Genomic DNA, 16,316 nt, shown 5'->3' on the forward strand with positions numbered 1-16,316 from the left:
CCTGGGGAACAGCGGCCTGTCCCTCGCGTTCGGGGGGCATGGAAGAACGCAGTCTGATCGAGCGGCTTGCCCGTCACCTGGCGGGCAACATGCCGGACCAATGGCCCGAGCGGGTCGATGCAGCCGCGAGCATCCTCGCGATCGTCAAGGATAGTGATGCCGCCATGCGTGCGGTCGGCGATCAGGGCGTTTGGGAGCGAATGATCGACGCCGCGCTGCGCGAGCGCTGGTCCGTACCGCAGGCTGCCGCCGAGCCGGGCACGCCGGGTGGCGCGGACGAAGAGGGCGACATGCGCCTTTCCCCCGACGCGATCGGTCATGACCGCGCCGATTGGGTGCATATTCGCAAAGGGCAGGAGGAACGTCGATGAAGGGGCTGTTGAAATTGGCGGTGGTGAGCGGACTTGGCTATTTCGCGGTCAAGGGCTGGCGCGACTGGATGGGATCGCCCGAGCCGCAGGACGATCGCGGGCCGGCCGGTTCTTCAGGCATCGTCCGCGACGCCGGGCCGCAAACGGGCGACACCGACTGGGACGTCGTCGACGAGCAGAGCGACGAGAGCTTTCCGGCGAGCGACCCACCCGGCAATTACTGAGCGGGTCCATTGCTCGCTCGCCGCGCCCCCTCTATGAGGCGGGCCCGAGGGCCGGTCTGCCCGCAACAGGGGAAATTCTATGCCTTCAGGTCTGATCGCGCTGCTCGACGATGTGGCGGGCATCGCCAAATTGGCGGCGTCTTCGCTGGACGATGTCGCGGGCGCGGCGGGCAAGGCCGGGTCGAAAGCCGCAGGCGTGGTGATCGACGACACCGCCGTCACCCCCAATTATGTCATGGGGTTGAGCCCGGAGCGCGAACTGCCGATCATCTGGAAGATCGGCAAGGGATCGCTCCGCAACAAGTTGCTGTTCCTGCTGCCGGCCGCCCTGCTGTTGAGCGCGCTCGCCCCTTGGCTGCTGCCGCCGCTGCTGATGCTGGGCGGGGCGTTCCTGTGCTTCGAGGCAGTCGAGAAGATCATCGAGGCGCTTCAGGGCGGGCATGACGAGGCTGCCGAAGCCGCCGCTACGCTGAGCTCCGCCGAGTTGGAGAAGCAGAAGGTGTCGGGCGCGATCCGCACCGATTTCATCCTGTCCGGCGAAATCATGGCGATTGCGCTCGGCACCGTCGCGGATAAGCCGATCTGGGAACAGGCGGTGGTCTTGGTCGTCGTCGCGCTGCTCATCACGGCGGGAGTCTATGGCGTGGTGGGGTTCATCGTGAAGATGGACGACATCGGCCTGCATCTCGCTAAAAAGCCGGCGACGCGCACGCTGGGTTGCATGCTCGTGCAGGCGATGCCGGCGCTGATGTCGGTGCTGAGTGTGGTCGGCACGGCGGCGATGCTGTGGGTCGGCGGCGGGCTGATCGTTCACGGGCTGCACGAGTTCCATTGGGATCTGATCCCCGGCGCGATCCATCATGTCGCGCAGGGCGCTGCCCATGCCGTGCCTGCGATCGGCGGACTGCTCGACTGGCTGGTCAATGCAACGGGCGCGGCGATCGTCGGGCTGGTGGTCGGCGGGATCGTCGTCGGGGCGCTGCATCTGGTGCCGTCGAAAAAGCATTGAGCAACGCGCATTTTGTCGGACTGGCATTGACGTGACCCACCCGTCCCCCTGGCGGATCGAGGCCGGTGCGCTGATCGCGCTGGCGCTGCCGATGATCGCGGGCAACATCGCCTGGTCAGCCATCGCGGCCAGCGACCTGCTGCTGCTCGGGCGGCGGGGCGCGCAGAGCGTCGCGGCGGGTGCGCTCGCTATCAACCTGTTCCATGCCTTCCTGATCTTCGGCATGGGCCTTGTCACCGCCGCGGCCCCGCTGATCGCAAGCGAACGCGGCCGCAGGCGGCACAGCGTGCGCGACGTGCGCCGCACCGTCCACCAGACTCTACGCGCGGCGCTCTTCTTCGTGCTGCCGGCCTGGGTCATCCTCTACCAGGCCGAAGCGATCCTTCGCGCGATGGGACAGGACGCCGATCTGGCGCGTGGCGCGGGCGAGCTGATGCACGGGCTGCAATGGGCGCTGCTGCCCTTCCTGGGCTTCACCACGCTTCGCAACTTTATCGCGGCGCTGGAGCGGCCGGTCTGGGGCCTCGTCATCATGCTGGCGGCGATCCCGTGCAACGTCCTCGCTGGCTGGGCGCTGATCTTCGGTCATCTGGGGCTGCCGGAACTGGGCCTGTTTGGTGCCGGGCTGGCGAGCAGCCTGTCGTCCGGCTTCCTGTTTCTCGGATTGCTGGCCGTCATACTGACCGACAGGCGCTTTCGCCGTTACCGGCTAATGGGCCGATTCTGGACCCGCGATCGGGAACGGCAGCGGCAGGTGTGGGCATTGGGCCTGCCGATCGCGGTGACGCTGGGGTTCGAGACGACAGTGTTCAACGCCTCGGCTTTCCTGATGGGGCTGATCGGCCGCGATTCGCTGGCGGCGCATGCGGTGGCGATCCAGATCGCCGCGCTCGTCTTCATGGTGCCGATGGGTGTTGGGCAGGCCGCGACGGTGCGGGTCGGCATTGCCTATGGCCGGGGCGACCGGGCGGCGATCGGGCGCGCAGGGTGGCTGGCGCTGATGATCGGGACGGGCTTTGCGCTCTGTGCCGCAGCGCTGCTGGTGCTCGCGCCCCGGATGCTGATCGGCGCCTTCCTAGACCTTCATGATCCCGCCAATGCGCGCACGGCCGCCTTGGCGGTCAGCTTCCTGGGCGTGGCCGCGCTGTTCCAGCTGGCCGATGCGGCGCAAGCGGTCGGCGCGGGGGTGCTGCGCGGGGTGCAGGACACAACGGTGCCGATGATCTTCGCGCTGGTCGGCTATTGGCTGGTGGGGATCGGTGTCGGCACGCTGCTGGCCTTTCCGCTGGGGATGGAGGGCCTTGGCATCTGGCTAGGGCTGGCAAGCGGCCTGGGCGCGGTGGCGATTTTGCTGGTCATCCGCTGGAGCCTGCGCGCGCGGCTGGGGCTGCTGCCGGGCTGAACGGCTCGTCCGCCGAGTGCACGGCGGCGACATGGTGCGGCGCACAAAGCAATTGAAAGAATCACGCAAATCGGTCAGGGAAAGGCGATCATGCAAGCCCCGACCGAGATTTTGCAAGCCATCGCGCTTCAGAAGAGCCTCAAGGTGACCTACAACAAGATGGTGGTCACGCTGGCACCGCACATCCTCTACACCCGCCATGACGAGATGTATGTCGATGCGGTCACCACCGACCGCGACGGGCGGCCTCCGCGCGAACTGAAGCTCGGCACGTTCAAGGTGGCCGGGCTTTCCGACCTTCAGGTCTTGGATGAAGCGTTCGACGGCATGTACGGCCTCTATAATGAAGGCGACGACAAATATAAGGGCGTGACGCTGTTCGCCATCGCGCCGGAGAGCGCGGCGGCCTGATCGGCTATTTCTTGAGCCGATATCCCGTTCTGAACATCCAGCCTATGACGCCGAGGCAGACGGCCAGCATCCCGGCGACGAACAGCAGGCTATATTCGATCGCCACGTCGCCCTGCCCGAAGAATGTCCAGCGGAAGCCGGAGATCAGATAGACGATCGGGTTGAACAGCGTGATGGTGCGCCACGGCTCGGCCAGCATGTGGACCGAATAGAAAGCGCCGCCCAGGAAGGTCATCGGCATGATGAGCAGCAGCGGGATGACCTGCAATTGCTCGAAGCTTTGCGCCCAGATGCCGAGGATGAAGCCGAAGAGGCAGAAGCTGACCGCGATCAGCACCATGAACGCCGCCATCGCGACCGGGTGCGCCACCGGCACATCGACGAAGAGATGCGCGGTCGCAAAGATGATGCTGCCCACGATCAGCGACTTGGTCGCCGCCGCTCCGACATAGGCGATGATCGTTTCGGTGGCAGACACGGGCGCGGACAGGAGTTCATAGATGGTGCCGGTGAATTTGGGCATGTAGATGCCGAAGCTGGCGTTGAAGATGCTTTCGGTGAACATCGACATCATGATGAGGCCGGGCACGATGAAGGCGGCATAGGGGATGCCGTCAATCTCCGTCATGCGCGATCCGATCGCGCCGCCGAAAACCACAAAATAGAGCGACGTGGTGATGACCGGAACCAGCAAGCCGGTCAGCAGCGTGCGGCGGAACCGATGCAGCTCGAACGTGTAGATGGCGGCGATGGCGCGCAGATTCTGGAGGCTCATGCGGCCTTCTCCTGATGGACGAGGCTGACGAATATGTCCTCAAGGCTGCTCTGGCGCGTATTCAGATCCTTGTAGCCGATTCCAAGGTCGCCCAGCCGCCGCAGCAGCGAGGACACGCCGGTGCGCTCCGCCTGCGTGTCAAAGATATATTCGATCTCGTTACCATCGGCGTGGAGGGTGACATTCCATTCGGCCAGCGCGTCGGGGATGGTCTGGATCGGGTCGGCCAGCACGATCGTCAGGGTCTTTTTGCCCAGCTTCTTCATGAGCGCGGTCTTTTCCTCGACCAGCAGCAGTTCGCCCTTGGTGATGACGCCGACGCGGTCGGCCATCTCCTCCGCCTCCTCGATATAGTGGGTGGTGAGGATGATGGTGACGCCGGTTTGGCGCAGCTCACCGATCAGCTTCCACATGTCGCGGCGCAACTCCACGTCCACGCCGGCGGTCGGTTCGTCCAGGAAGAGGACGCGCGGTTCGTGGGAAAGCGCCTTTGCGATCATCACGCGCCGCTTCATGCCGCCCGACAGTTCGAGGATCTTGTTGTGGCGCTTGTCCCAGAGCGAAAGGTCGCGCAGGACTTTCTCGACATAGGCGTCGTTGCGCGGCTTGCCGAAGAGGCCACGGCTGAAGGTCACGGTGTCGATCACGCGCTCGAACTGATCGGTGCTGAGTTCCTGGGGGACGAGCCCGATGGCGGAGCGCGCGCCGCGATAGTCGCGCAGGATGTCGTGCCCCGCGACCGTCACGCTGCCGCCGGTGGGCCGGGCGATGCCGCAGATGATCGAGATCATCGTCGTCTTGCCCGCGCCATTGGGGCCGAGCAGCGCGAAAATCTCACCTTCCTGAATGGCAAGATCGACGCCTTTCAGCGCCTCGAAGCCCGACGCATAGCGTTTCGTCAGGCCGGTGACTTGGATGATGGATGCCATGGATGGCTTTGCCCCCGGTTTGGAGACGCCAAGATAGGGCGCACTGCCCTCAAGACAAGCTATTCGCCCTTGCGAAAGAAACGAAAGACGGTCGCGGGCGGGAAGTTGCGGACGGTCTGGCCGAGCCGTTCGACCTCAAGGTCGAGCGCGTCGAGGATATCGCGGTTGACGGGCGGGCGCATCGAATAGGTGAACTGGACGAAGCGGCCGCCCGGCTTCAACATGCGGAAGGCTTCGGACAAGATGTCGGCATGGACGTGGCGTTCCATTGCCAGCAGCGGCAGCCCGCTCACCACTGTCTGATAGTCGCCCGGCTCGCCGGCGGTGGCGGTCGAAACGATCTGCGCCGGCGTTTCAAGCACGGAAACGGCGGGGAAATGGCGGCGCAAGCCGCGCGCGAAGGCGGGGTTGATCTCCACCACCTCCAGCTTCTCGGGCGGCAGGCCGGTTTCCAGGATGGCGCGGGTGAAGACGCCGGTGCCCCCGCCCAGTTCCAGCACACGGCTGTCGCGCGGATCGATGTCGCGCACCATCAGCTTGGCGAGATGGCGGCTCGACGGCACGACCGACGCGGTCTGGCGCGGCTTCTTCACCCAGGCGGCGAGGAAATCGAGATATTCGGTCGCGCGTGCGCGAAACTCGCTATTGGGCAGGGCCACCGCCCGGCTGCGCTTGTGCCTATGCTGCATGGGCGAAATGCGACCGCTCCGTTTCCATCATCATCCCCTTAGCGGGGCGAATGGGCCGCGTCGATTGACTTTAGCGTATCGACCCTTTCCTGAAGCCAATGCGCCACCGCGCCGATCCGAGCCAGCCGCCGCAGGTCGCCATGCATGACCAGCCAGAAGCTGCGCGTGATCTCCACCCGGTCGGCCATGATCGGCATTAGCGCGGAATCGCGGCGGGCGATGAAATCGGGCAGCACGCCGATCCCCGCCCCTTCCGCGATCATCCGCTGCTGCATGATGATGCTGGTCGATCGCAAATTGGCCTCCAGCCCCGCCTCCACCTCGTCCAGATAGTCGAGTTCGGGGGAGAAGATGAATTCGGGTACATAGCCGACCAGGGTGCAGTCGCGCAGGTCCGCCGGCTTGCCGGGCCGCCCGACCCGCTCCAGATAAGCGGGAGACGTATAGAGGTGCAGGCGATAGTCGCCCAGCCGCCGCACCGTCAGCCGCCCGCGCTGCGGCCGGGCCAGCATCACCGCCATGTCGGCTTCCCGGTTGGACGGATTGAGAAAGCCCGACGCGGTGACGAGGTCGAGCCGGATGCCGGGATGGCGACGGTTGAAATCGCCGATGCCGGGCGCGAGCACCCAGGTGCCGAAGCCTTCGGCGACCGAGAGGCGCACCTGCCCGGTCAGACGCTGCGCGCGGCCCTGAACCTCCTCCATCCCAGCGAGCGCCGCGCTTTCCGCGCCTTCGGCATGGCGCATCAGCGCCTGCCCCCGCGCGGTAAGCGTGCGCTCTCCCGCCGCCGGCTCGAACAGGTCCGCGCCCAGCGCCTTTTCCAGCCGCGCCAGCCGCCGCGCGATGGTTGTCGCGTCGATCCCCAGCGTGCGCGCCGCCGGCGCGACCTTCCGCATACGGGCGACCGCCAGGAACACGCGCAGATCGTCCCAGTCGAACATCAATCGCCCCTGCAAAATTGCAGGAGGTTCATGCACAACTTCGCCGTTGCTGGCAATCGAGCCGGGTTGCTACAAGGATGGCGACAGGAGATCATGCGGGCGCCACCCAGAGGCGGCATGACGGAAGGAGAGCATGACCCAGTTCGACCTCAGCGAAGACCAGCGCGCGATCCAGGAAATGGCGCAGCGCTTCACCGCCGACGCGATCACCCCGCATGCGGCGGAGTGGGACGAGAAGCATATCTTCCCGCGCGACACGATCCGCGCGGCGGCGGAACTGGGCTTCGGCGGCATCTATGTGTCGGAGGAATCGGGCGGCATCGGCCTCGGGCGGCTGGAGGCGGCGCTGATCATGGAGGCGATGGCCTATGGCTGTCCGTCGACCAGCGCCTTCATTTCGATCCACAACATGGCGTCGTGGATGATCGATCGCTTCGGCAGCCAGGCGCTTAAGGACAAATATCTGCCCTCCATGGTGCCGATGGAGCGGATCGGCAGCTATTGCCTGACCGAGGCAGGATCGGGATCGGACGCCGCCGCGCTCAAGACGCGAGCGGTGCGCGAGGGCGATCATTATGTCGTCACCGGGTCCAAGCAGTTCATTTCGGGCGGCGGCGAGAATGAAATCTACGTCGTGATGGTCCGCACGGGCGAGGACGGGCCGAAGGGAATCAGCTGCCTCGTCATCGAAAAGGACATGCCCGGCGTCAGCTTCGGGGCGCAGGAGCGCAAGCTTGGCTGGCATTCGCAGCCGACCGCGCAGGTCAGTTTCGACGGCGTGCGGGTGCCGGTCGAAAATCTGGTCGGCGGCGAAGGCGAAGGCTTTCGCATCGCCATGATGGGCCTCGACGGCGGCCGGCTCAATATCGGCGCCTGCTCGCTGGGCGGCGCGCAGCGCTGCATCGACGAGGCGGTGGCCTATACCAAGGATCGAAAGCAGTTCGGCCAGGCGATCGCCGATTTCCAGAACACGCAGTTCACGCTCGCCGACATGCAGACCGAACTGGAGGCGGCGCGGACTTTGCTCTACGCCGCCGCGGTCAAGGTGACAGAGAATGCGCCCGACAAGACGCGCTTTGCGGCGATGGCGAAGCGGCTTGCGACCGACACGGGTTCGTCGGTCGTGGATCGCGCGCTCCAGCTGTTCGGAGGCTACGGCTACCTCATGGACTATCCGATCGAGCGTTTCTGGCGCGACCTGCGTGTTCATTCGATCCTGGAGGGGACCAATCAGGTCATGCGGATGATCATCGCGCGGGACATGCTGCGGCAATGACCGACCAGCTTCTGACCTTCATCGAGAATGGCGTCGGCCGCATCCGGCTGAACCGACCCAAGGCGATCCATGCGCTGACCCCGGAGATGTGCGCGGCGATCAACGACGCGCTGCTGGCGTGGGCGGACGACCCGTCGGTGGTCGCGGTAATGATCGACCATGCCGAAGGCCGGGGCTTCTGCGCCGGGGGCGACATCGCGCTGATCGCTAATAGCGCCAAGGCGGATTGCGTCGAGGCGGAAGCCTTTTTCCATGTCGAATATCGGATGAACCATCTGCTGTTCGTCTACGGCAAGCCTATCGTCGCCTTTATCGACGGGATCGTCATGGGCGGGGGCGTGGGCCTGTCGCTGCCGGCACGGTTCCGCGTCGCGACCGAGCGGACGAATTTCGCCATGCCAGAAACCGGCATCGGCCTGTTCCCGGACGTGGGCGGCGGATGGTTTTTGCCGCGCCTACCAGGACGGGTCGGCGCGTGGCTGGCGGCGACGGGATCTCGGATCGACGGAGCAGATTGCGTCGCGATCGGCATCGCGACCCACTATATTGCGTCGGACAAGCTGGATGCGCTGAAAGCGCGGATCATGGCCGATCCTACCGGGCTGGCCGAGATATTGGACGAGAATGCCGAGACGCCGCCGCCTTCCAGGCTGGAAGCTGCGCGGGCCGACATCGACCGGCTGTTCGCGTCCGACGAGGCCGAGGAGATCGTCGCCGCGCTGAAGGCAGACGGCGGCGAGTGGGCGACCAAGCAACTGGCGGTGCTCGCAACCAAATCGCCGCAGACGATCAAGGTGGCGCTGCGCCAGCTGGTCGAGGGCGGGAACAAGACCGACTTCGCCGACAATATGGCGATGGAATATGGCGTCGCCTGCGCGGTCATCCGGCGGCCCGACTTCGTCGAGGGGGTACGCGCCGTCATCTTCGACAAGGACAATGCGCCGAGCTGGACTCCGCCGACGCTGGAGGAAGTGAGCGACGCGATGATCGACGCGATCTTCGCCCCCCTGCCCCCGGAAAAGCAATGGACGCCCCTGCCCCGGCCGACCGGCGCACAAGGCTGACGGAATAAGAGAGGAACAGCGGCATGACGCAGACGATCGCCTTCATCGGGCTGGGCAACATGGGCGGGGGCATGGCCGCCAACCTGCTGAAGAACGGCTATGCCGTGCGCGCGTTCGACCTGTCGGAGGAGGCGCTGGCGAAGGCGGAGGGCCATGGCGCAACCCGCGCGGCGAGTGCCGCCGATGCCGCGACCGGGGCAGATGCGGTCGTGACGATGCTGCCGGCGGGCAAGCATGTCGAGGGCGTCTATACCGCCGAGATTTTCGGCGCGACCAAGACTGGCGCGCTGTTCCTGGACTGCTCCACCATCGACGTCGCGACCGCGCGACGGGTGATCGAGGCGGCGACCGCCAAAGGCTTCGAGATGGTCGACGCGCCGGTGTCCGGCGGGATTGCGGCGGCCAATGGCGGGACGCTGACCTTCATGGTCGGCGGCACGGACGCGGCCTTCGCCAAGGCCAGGCCGATCCTGTCGGCCATGGGGAAGGCGGTGATCCATGCGGGCGGCGCGGGCAACGGCCAGGGCGCGAAGATCTGCAACAACATGCTGCTGGGTGCGACGATGGTCGCAACCTGCGAAACCTTCGCCATGGCGAAGAAGCTGGGGCTCGATCCGCAGACCTTCTACGATATCAGCAGCGTATCGTCGGGGCAGAGCTGGTCGATGACGAGCTATTGCCCGGTGCCGGGCGTGGGGCCGCAGACTCCGGCCGACAACGGCTATCAGGGCGGCTTTGCTGTCGGGCTGATGCTGAAAGACCTGAAGCTCGCGACCGAGGCGGCGGCGTCGGTCGGTGCGTCGGTGCCGATGGGCAATGCCGCCGAGGCGCTTTACCAGCTGCTCGCCAACCGGGGCGAGGCTGGCCGCGATTTCTCGCTGATGATCGAGATGCTGGAGGGGAAGTAGGCAGAACGCCGCGCGCAGCCGCCCTGGGCTCCTGCTCTCGCAGGAGCACTGGGTTACGCTCTACTTCCCCCTCCCCGCTTCCGCCGCCGCCAGCACGCGCAGGACGTTGCCAGACCAGATTTTCTGCACGTCCGCCTCGCTATAGCCGGCCTTGAGCAGGGCCGCCGTGATCTTCGGCAGGTCGACCACATCCTCCATGCCCACGACGCCGCCGCCGCCGTCCCAGTCCGCGCCGATACCGACATGGTCCGGCCCGACGACCTTGAGCGCATGGAGCATGTGCGCCATGAAATCGTCGAAGGTCGCCCGGTCGGTGTCGGGATAGAGCCTGTCGATCTCGCGCCGCTTCGCCAGCAGCGCGGCCCGCGCCTCCGCCGACATCTTCGCGTCCTCGCGCATCTGCGCGAAGAGCGCCTGCATGGCCTTCTGTCGTTCGGGGTTGGGCTTGGACGCCCGCAGGTAGGCGCCATAGGCGTTCATCTGAATGACGCCGCCCTTGGCCGCCAGCGCCTTGAGATGATCGTCGTCGATATTGCGGGGATGGTCATAGACCGCCTTGCACCCCGAATGGGTCAGAAGGACCGGCGTCGTGGAGAGCGCCAGCAGATCGTCTAGCACCTGATCCGAGCTGTGCGACGCATCGGGCACGATGCCGAGTCGGTTCATCTCCTTCAATAATTCCTTGCCCAGCGGCGAGAGACCGCCATAGCGCGGTTTTGTTGACGGGTCCGTGCTGCTGTCGGCGAACTGGTTATGCGCGAAATGGGCGAAGCCCACGACGCGAACGCCCATGTCGTAGAAGGTCTTGAGCAGCGACACGTCCTCGCCCAGCGGATAGGCATTCTCGATCGAGAGATAGACGACGCGCTTGCCCGCCGCGGAGATCGGCGCGGCATCGTTCGCGTCCAGCGCCAGCGCGAAATTGGCGGGGTCCGCCGCCACCATCGACCGGATCGACAGGCCGCGCAGGATCGCGAAGTCGCGCGCCTTGCGGAAACCCTCGATCGTCAGCGCCCCTTGAGCGGTGTAGATCGCCCAGAAGCCGCCATCGAGTCCGCCCTTCTTCATGCGCGGCAGATCGACCTGGGTATAGTCGCTATGGACGCCATGCTCCTCCTCGATCGACCAGCCGGGCAGGTCGAGCGAGGCGGGCGTGTCGAGATGGCTGTCGAGCGTCAGCAGGCGCTGGTGCAGTTGGTAATCGTTCTTCGACACCGCCTGCCCCTGCGCCGCGAGCGGGAACAGCGCGGCCAGCGCTGCCCCCAACATCACCATTCGCCGCATCAGATTTCACCCGAAATCGTAAGCTGGAAGGTGCGCGGTGACAGCGGACGGAAGAAGCCGTCGGTCGCCACCGACGACGATATGAAAGACAGCGCGTCCTTGTCGAACAGGTTGTCGACATTGGCGCGCAATTTGATGCCTTTCACCGGACCAAAGCTGATGCCGTCACCAATATCGACATAGGCGCTGAACACTGTCACACCGGGTATGGCCGACGAAATTTGCGGGCCTGCAGCATTTGCCGGGTCGGGCCGCAAATTGGTGAAGCTGGAGTAGCGCTTGCTGGTATATTTGCCCGATATGTTGGCGACCAGCCAGCTAGCGGGCTCCACGGTCACGCCGCCGTTGATGATCCACTTGGCGCTGTCAGGAATATATTTGCCGGCGATCAGGACGGGCGTGGACGCCGGGATGTCGTCCTTGAACTTGGCGTTGTTGTACGTGACGTTGATGTTGCCATAGGCCAGGCCGTTCAGGAAGGACGGCTTGTAGGTGCCGGCAAACTCAACGCCATAGGCGCGCACCCGGCCGACATTCTGGAAGAAGGTTTCCGTCGCCGCGCCGCCGCTGCCCGGCAGGATCGTGGTGATCGACTGGATGCGGTTCTTGAACTTCGTGTAGTAGCCGGCGAGCGAGGCGTAGAGCTGGCCCTGATTGGTGCGGACGCCGATTTCCATGTTGGTCGATCGTTCGGGTGCGGGCTGCGTCACCAGCGCGCCGCCGGGGCGGATGACCGAATAGATGTCGTCCATCCCCTTGGGCAGCGCCATATTTTCCGCATAGGAGGCGAAGACCTGCGTGCGCCCGTCGATCTTGTAGAGCAGGCCCGCCATCGGCAGGAAGAAGTCCTTATAATTGGCGGTATTATAGCTGATCCCATAGCCGGCACGGGCGACACCGCCCACAACGCGGTAATAATCGTCGAAGTCGCGATAGCCGCGATAGCTGTAATCGAGCAGCAGCCCCTTGAAGCCGAAATCGAGGACGAGCGCGTCGTCCGCGAGCTTCAGCGTATCCTTGACGAAGGTCTGGAGCGTGTCGCGCTTCGAGCGATAATCGCGGCGCAGATAGACCAGTTCATCGAGCAGCGGCGCGCCGTCGGGGGCACCGTCGACCGTATTGTAGCGCGCCTGGGTACGGTGATATTTGTCGACCTCCGCCCAGAGACCCGCTTCGACGGTGTTCGCCCCCATTTCCCAGTGCAGCTTGGTCGTGATGCCGTAGCGATCGCCGCCGACGCCCGAGCGGCCGAATTCGATGCCACGCGGGCGCGTGACCGGCAGGCCGACCGCGACCTGGCCGCTATAGCGGCTGAGCGAGTTGGCATAGGTGTCGGGCGACACGCCATAGCCGCCCTTGTCCTCCCAATAGAGGGTGGATTCGGCCCACACGCCCTCCGCAATGCCGGCGTGGAAGGTCGCGCCATACAGCTTGTCCTTCCGCACGTTGATTGCGAGGTTATAGACCTGCGCGTAATTGGGATTGGAATAATAGACCCCCGCGACCGTGGGCACGAAGCCCGGCGTCGTGTTGGGGACATTTTCGATATAGGCGAAGTCGCGTCCGCATGCGCCGGCGACGCTCTTGACCGTGCAATCATATTGCGCGCGGCTGAGAGTGGGCGAGTCATAGTCGAAGAAGTCGTTCGACACGAATTTGAACCGCGCCCAGCTGTCGCCACCAAGGTCGGCGTGAATCTGCCCTTCCCAATGTTCGCGATCGACCGATCCGGGGCCGCGCCACAGGTCGGTGTCCAGCTTGGTGCGGCTGAAATAGGCCTTGAACGGTCCCACCCGGCCGGTGCTGGCGCGAATGAAGGTGCGTTTCATGTTGAAGTCGCCGAAGCTCTGCGAGACGAACAGGCCCATCTCTTCCTGGGGGGCGATGCTGTTATACTGGACGATCGGACCGAGCGTCGAATAGCTGGGCAGCGACACGTCGCCCGCGCCGATCGCGGCCTCCACCACGCCGAGATTCTCGTTGTCGACATAGCGGAAGACGGGGCTGCCGCCGAAGGCGTCGCTGCGGCCAGTGGGGATGCCGTCCACCACGAAGCCGATCTGGTCGAGGTTGAAGGCGCGGGTCTGAACCGAGTTGCCGAACTCGTACAGGCCGAGCGCGCCGTCGGTCTGGACGTTGAAGCCGGGCAGTTGCTCCAGCATCTTGAGGCCCGAAATGCCCGACGGCGCGGACAGCAAAGCCTCGCGGGTTACGGCGACGACGTTGCTCACCTTGTCCTCGCCGATCGCTTCGGACGATTGCGAGATGCGGCGGCCGGTCACGGTGATCAGATCATCCTCGGCAGCGACCGGCTCCTGCGCCTGAGCGGCGCTGAACGCGCTGGCGGCGCAGGCGGCGAGCAGCGCGACGCGCGAGGACAGAGGCAGGATGGATGGTATCGGCATGGGCGGCTCCCTGTTTCACAACGAGCCCTTCAGGCAGCGCGGACGCGCTCCATCCTGTCCCGGCAGCCGCGCCGACATGGCGGGGGCGCATTATAGTTTCTTTGTGAAACGAGAATGGCGCCGGAGTCCGCCACCCGCCAACGAGAAATTCTCAACCGGCGGGGTGGCGGACTTATGGAAGGGTAAGGCTCAGCGGCCCTTCCAGACGCCGGGACGCTTTTCGACGAAGGCCGTCATGCCTTCCTTCTTGTCCTGCGTGGCAGTCAATATCTGGAACAGGCGGCGTTCGGTCAGCAGCCCTTGGGCGAGGCCGGTTTCGAAGGCGATGTTGACCATCTCCTTGTTGATCATAGCGGCCATCGGCGGCATCGCGGCGATGGCGGCGGCATCCTTGAGCGCTTCCTCGAGCAGGCTTGCAGCAGGCACGATACGGCTGACAAGGCCGGCGCGCTCGGCTTCCTCCGCGCCCATCATCCGGCCGGTGAGGCACATGTCCATCGCCTTCGCCTTGCCGACGGCGCGGGTCAGGCGCTGCGACCCGCCCATGCCGGGCGCGACGCCCAGCTTGATTTCGGGCTGGCCGAACTTCGCCGTGTCGCCGGCGATGATATAGTCGGCCATCATCGCCAGTTCGCATCCGCCGCCCAGCGCAAAGCCCTGCACCGCCGCGATCCAGGGCTTGCGGGTCGCGACGACGCCGGTCTGCCAGCCGGAGAAGAAATCCTCCAGGAAGAAGTCTGCGGCCTCTTTCTCGACCATTTCCTTGATGTCGGCGCCGGCGGCGAACGCCTTTTCGCCGCTGCCGGTCAGCACCGCACAGCGCTGCGAGGTGTCGGCGTCATAGGCGCGGAAGGCGGCGCTGAGGTCGGCGAGCACCCGGCTGTTGAGCGCGTTCAACGCCTGCGGCCGGTTGAGGGTGATGAGGGTCACCGCGTCGCGCTGTTCGACCAGGATCGTTTCATAGGCCATCGCTATCTCCCTTGAGGCTGTTTGTCCCCGCTTTATGGGTAGCGACGCCGCCGCGCCAGCCCCCGCCGCCTCGGCATTTCCGCCAGACCTATCGGCACAGATGCATGAAGTCGCGGTCGTAGCTTTTCAGATGCGCGCCGCCATCGACATACAGGGTCTGGCCGGTCGTCGCCGTCGCCTGCGTCAGATAGAGCACGGCCTGCGCGATCTGCTCCGCCTGCGGCAGCAGCCCGAGCGGCATCAGGTCGGCGAGGCGCGCCATCTGCTCCGCGTCATAATCCGGCGTGGCGATGGTAAGGCCGGGCGCGACGGCGTTGACGCGGATGCGGGGGGCAAGGCTTTGCGCGGCGGTGCGGGTGAGGCCCGCAAGCGCCAGTTTGGAGAGAGTATAGGCGAACTGGTCCGCATGCGGATGGTCGATCCGCTGGTCGAGGATGTTGACGATGCAGCGGTCGCCGGGGCCTGCGGGGATGGTGGCGAACGCCTTGGTCAGCATCGCCGGGGCGGCGCAGTTGACGGCATAATGGCGCATCAGATCGTCGGCGGTCACATCCTCCAGCCGGTCCTGACCGAAGAGGGCGGCGCTGTTCACCAATATGTCGGGCGGGCGGCCGAAGCGCTCTGCGACCATCGCCACCAGTTCCTCCGCGCCTTCGGGATCGGCGAAGTCGACGACGAAGCCCTCCCACTGCGTGCCCTCCTCCTCGAAGGTCAGGGCGAGATGGGAGTCGAGGCGGGTGTCATGGCTGCCATGGATGGCGAGCGAGTGGCCCGCCTTCGCCAGCGCGGCGGCGATGATGCCGCCCAGCCGCCTATGTCCGCCGGTGACGAGCGCCAGCCGCCTGCCCGCCAGCGGCGCGCCGACCGGAGCGGCGTCGGCGCGCGCCTTGCCCAAGGGGCGATAGGGTGGCTCGTCGGGGTCGGTCATGAGGCGATGAGTTTGAGTACTTCCTCGCGCGATTTCTCGTCGTCGCGGAACACGCCCAGCATACGGCTGGTCTTCATCACGACATTGGGGGTCCGCACACCACGCCCGGTCATGCAGCCATGCGTCGCCTCGATCACCACGGCGACGCCCTGAGGCTTGAGGTTCTCCCAGATGCAGTTGGCGACTTCGGAAGTCAGCCTTTCCTGGACCTGGAGCCGGTTGGCGAAGGCGTGGAGGACGCGGGCGAGCTTCGATATGCCGACCACATATTGGCCGGGGAGGTAGGCGATGTGCGCCTTGCCCACGATCGGCGCCATATGATGTTCGCAATGTGACTGGAACGGGATGTCCTTCAGCAGCACGACATCGTCATAGCCGCCGACCTCATGGAAGATGCGCGAGAGATGATAGGCGGGATCATCATCATAGCCGCGGCAATATTCACGCCAGGCGCGCGCCACCCGCTCCGGCGTTTCCAGCAGGCCTTCGCGATCGGGTGCGTCGCCAGCCCAGCGGATCAACGTGCGGATCGCATCGCTCACTTCTGCGGGAACGGGCAGCTTGCCCTCGCCGACCGTTTCGGCGTCGGCGTCGATGTCGTGGGCCATGGGCAGCATCACTCCTGTTTTCGTTACGGCCGCATATGGCGAGCCGTCCCGCCGCTGACCAGAGCTTTTCCGCCCAACTGGACACAAGTGCATAGTGGTGGCACATCGGCGCATCGGGACGCC

17 protein-coding genes are annotated in these 16,316 nt (G+C 65.4%); 8 read left to right on the forward strand and 9 right to left on the reverse strand.

Translation table 11 applies throughout. The features are described from left to right. Positions 1–38: 38 nt before the first annotated feature. From ACETPF_RS04000 to ACETPF_RS04020, 5 genes are all read left to right on the forward strand, one after another. Entirely contained in the window at positions 39–371 is a 333-nt protein-coding gene (locus ACETPF_RS04000; RefSeq protein WP_373932962.1) for a hypothetical protein, read from the forward strand. Next, positions 368–595, forward strand: a complete 228-nt coding sequence (locus ACETPF_RS04005) for a hypothetical protein (protein WP_373932963.1) — start codon at positions 368–370, stop codon at positions 593–595. Before ACETPF_RS04000 ends, ACETPF_RS04005 begins: the two co-directional genes overlap by 4 nt. Positions 596–674: 79 nt before the next feature. After that, positions 675–1,604, forward strand: a complete 930-nt coding sequence (locus tag ACETPF_RS04010) for a DUF808 domain-containing protein (protein ID WP_373932964.1) — start codon at positions 675–677, stop codon at positions 1,602–1,604. Positions 1,605–1,695: 91 nt separating this feature from the next. After that, the gene (locus tag ACETPF_RS04015; RefSeq protein WP_373933070.1) at positions 1,696–3,006 is read left to right on the forward strand and encodes an MATE family efflux transporter; all 1,311 of its coding nucleotides are present in this window, start codon (positions 1,696–1,698) and stop codon (positions 3,004–3,006) included. A 90-nt stretch (positions 3,007–3,096) separates the two neighbouring features. Beyond that, a complete protein-coding gene (locus tag ACETPF_RS04020; protein ID WP_373932965.1) occupies positions 3,097–3,417 on the forward strand; it encodes a WYL domain-containing protein in 321 nt (106 codons plus the stop codon). 4 nt (positions 3,418–3,421) lie between these two features. On the opposite strand, the gene ACETPF_RS04025 is transcribed toward ACETPF_RS04020, so the two are convergent. Genes ACETPF_RS04025 through ACETPF_RS04040 form a run of 4 tightly spaced genes read right to left on the reverse strand, consistent with a single transcriptional unit; the run spans position 3,422 to position 6,751 of the window. Further along, entirely contained in the window at positions 3,422–4,192 is a 771-nt protein-coding gene (locus ACETPF_RS04025) for an ABC transporter permease (protein WP_373932966.1), read from the reverse strand. Continuing rightward, the gene (locus tag ACETPF_RS04030) at positions 4,189–5,121 is read right to left on the reverse strand and encodes an ABC transporter ATP-binding protein (RefSeq protein WP_373932967.1); all 933 of its coding nucleotides are present in this window, start codon (positions 5,119–5,121) and stop codon (positions 4,189–4,191) included. The genes ACETPF_RS04025 and ACETPF_RS04030 overlap by 4 nt, the downstream gene beginning before the upstream one ends. A 59-nt stretch (positions 5,122–5,180) precedes the next feature. After that, the gene (locus tag ACETPF_RS04035) at positions 5,181–5,810 is read right to left on the reverse strand and encodes a class I SAM-dependent methyltransferase (RefSeq protein WP_373932968.1); all 630 of its coding nucleotides are present in this window, start codon (positions 5,808–5,810) and stop codon (positions 5,181–5,183) included. Between the two features lie 38 nt (positions 5,811–5,848). Then, positions 5,849–6,751 (reverse strand): LysR family transcriptional regulator, encoded by a 903-nt coding sequence (locus ACETPF_RS04040; protein ID WP_373932969.1) that lies wholly within the window; start codon positions 6,749–6,751, stop codon positions 5,849–5,851. A 133-nt stretch (positions 6,752–6,884) separates the two neighbouring features. Here ACETPF_RS04040 and ACETPF_RS04045 point away from each other — a divergent pair, with 133 nt between their 5' ends. From ACETPF_RS04045 to mmsB, 3 genes are read left to right on the forward strand one after another with little or no spacing between them, the layout of a single operon-like run. Then, positions 6,885–8,027, forward strand: a complete 1,143-nt coding sequence (locus tag ACETPF_RS04045) for an acyl-CoA dehydrogenase family protein (protein WP_373932970.1) — start codon at positions 6,885–6,887, stop codon at positions 8,025–8,027. After that, positions 8,024–9,091, forward strand: coding sequence for an enoyl-CoA hydratase/isomerase family protein (locus ACETPF_RS04050; protein ID WP_373932971.1), 1,068 nt, complete (start codon positions 8,024–8,026; stop codon positions 9,089–9,091). The genes ACETPF_RS04045 and ACETPF_RS04050 overlap by 4 nt, the downstream gene beginning before the upstream one ends. A 23-nt stretch (positions 9,092–9,114) precedes the next feature. Continuing rightward, on the forward strand, positions 9,115–9,999 hold the full coding sequence (mmsB, locus tag ACETPF_RS04055; protein WP_373932972.1) for a 3-hydroxyisobutyrate dehydrogenase: 885 nt from the start codon (positions 9,115–9,117) through the stop codon (positions 9,997–9,999). 60 nt (positions 10,000–10,059) lie between these two features. Here the strand turns inward: mmsB and ACETPF_RS04060 are convergent, their stop codons facing one another. The 5 genes from ACETPF_RS04060 to folE form a co-directional block, all read right to left on the reverse strand. Further along, positions 10,060–11,268, reverse strand: coding sequence for a dipeptidase (locus tag ACETPF_RS04060; protein ID WP_373933071.1), 1,209 nt, complete (start codon positions 11,266–11,268; stop codon positions 10,060–10,062). 14 nt (positions 11,269–11,282) lie between these two features. Continuing rightward, a complete protein-coding gene (locus ACETPF_RS04065) occupies positions 11,283–13,688 on the reverse strand; it encodes a TonB-dependent receptor domain-containing protein (RefSeq protein ID WP_373932973.1) in 2,406 nt (801 codons plus the stop codon). Between the two features lie 189 nt (positions 13,689–13,877). Then, positions 13,878–14,657, reverse strand: coding sequence for an enoyl-CoA hydratase-related protein (locus ACETPF_RS04070; protein WP_373932974.1), 780 nt, complete (start codon positions 14,655–14,657; stop codon positions 13,878–13,880). 88 nt (positions 14,658–14,745) lie between these two features. Beyond that, positions 14,746–15,585, reverse strand: coding sequence for an SDR family oxidoreductase (locus tag ACETPF_RS04075; protein WP_373932975.1), 840 nt, complete (start codon positions 15,583–15,585; stop codon positions 14,746–14,748). Further along, positions 15,582–16,193 carry a GTP cyclohydrolase I FolE gene (folE, locus tag ACETPF_RS04080; protein WP_373932976.1) on the reverse strand — a complete coding sequence of 204 codons (612 nt, stop codon included), beginning with the start codon at positions 16,191–16,193 and terminating at the stop codon, positions 15,582–15,584. Before folE ends, ACETPF_RS04075 begins: the two co-directional genes overlap by 4 nt. Positions 16,194–16,316 lie beyond the last annotated feature (123 nt).

This window comes from Sphingobium agrisoli, assembly GCF_041877245.1.
Lineage (GTDB): Bacteria > Pseudomonadota > Alphaproteobacteria > Sphingomonadales > Sphingomonadaceae > Sphingobium.

Coding starts and splice junctions, on each gene's coding strand:
- ACETPF_RS04000 (WP_373932962.1), top strand. CDS start 39: ATGGAAGAACGCAGTCTGATCGAGCGGCTTGCCCGTCACCTGGCGGGC.
- ACETPF_RS04005 (WP_373932963.1), top strand. CDS start 368: ATGAAGGGGCTGTTGAAATTGGCGGTGGTGAGCGGACTTGGCTATTTC.
- ACETPF_RS04010 (WP_373932964.1), top strand. CDS start 675: ATGCCTTCAGGTCTGATCGCGCTGCTCGACGATGTGGCGGGCATCGCC.
- ACETPF_RS04015 (WP_373933070.1), top strand. CDS start 1,696: ATGATCGCGGGCAACATCGCCTGGTCAGCCATCGCGGCCAGCGACCTG.
- ACETPF_RS04020 (WP_373932965.1), top strand. CDS start 3,097: ATGCAAGCCCCGACCGAGATTTTGCAAGCCATCGCGCTTCAGAAGAGC.
- ACETPF_RS04025 (WP_373932966.1), bottom strand. CDS start 4,192: ATGAGCCTCCAGAATCTGCGCGCCATCGCCGCCATCTACACGTTCGAG.
- ACETPF_RS04030 (WP_373932967.1), bottom strand. CDS start 5,121: ATGGCATCCATCATCCAAGTCACCGGCCTGACGAAACGCTATGCGTCG.
- ACETPF_RS04035 (WP_373932968.1), bottom strand. CDS start 5,810: ATGCAGCATAGGCACAAGCGCAGCCGGGCGGTGGCCCTGCCCAATAGC.
- ACETPF_RS04040 (WP_373932969.1), bottom strand. CDS start 6,751: ATGTTCGACTGGGACGATCTGCGCGTGTTCCTGGCGGTCGCCCGTATG.
- ACETPF_RS04045 (WP_373932970.1), top strand. CDS start 6,885: ATGACCCAGTTCGACCTCAGCGAAGACCAGCGCGCGATCCAGGAAATG.
- ACETPF_RS04050 (WP_373932971.1), top strand. CDS start 8,024: ATGACCGACCAGCTTCTGACCTTCATCGAGAATGGCGTCGGCCGCATC.
- mmsB (WP_373932972.1), top strand. CDS start 9,115: ATGACGCAGACGATCGCCTTCATCGGGCTGGGCAACATGGGCGGGGGC.
- ACETPF_RS04060 (WP_373933071.1), bottom strand. CDS start 11,268: ATGTTGGGGGCAGCGCTGGCCGCGCTGTTCCCGCTCGCGGCGCAGGGG.
- ACETPF_RS04065 (WP_373932973.1), bottom strand. CDS start 13,688: ATGCCGATACCATCCATCCTGCCTCTGTCCTCGCGCGTCGCGCTGCTC.
- ACETPF_RS04070 (WP_373932974.1), bottom strand. CDS start 14,657: ATGGCCTATGAAACGATCCTGGTCGAACAGCGCGACGCGGTGACCCTC.
- ACETPF_RS04075 (WP_373932975.1), bottom strand. CDS start 15,585: ATGACCGACCCCGACGAGCCACCCTATCGCCCCTTGGGCAAGGCGCGC.
- folE (WP_373932976.1), bottom strand. CDS start 16,193: ATGGCCCACGACATCGACGCCGACGCCGAAACGGTCGGCGAGGGCAAG.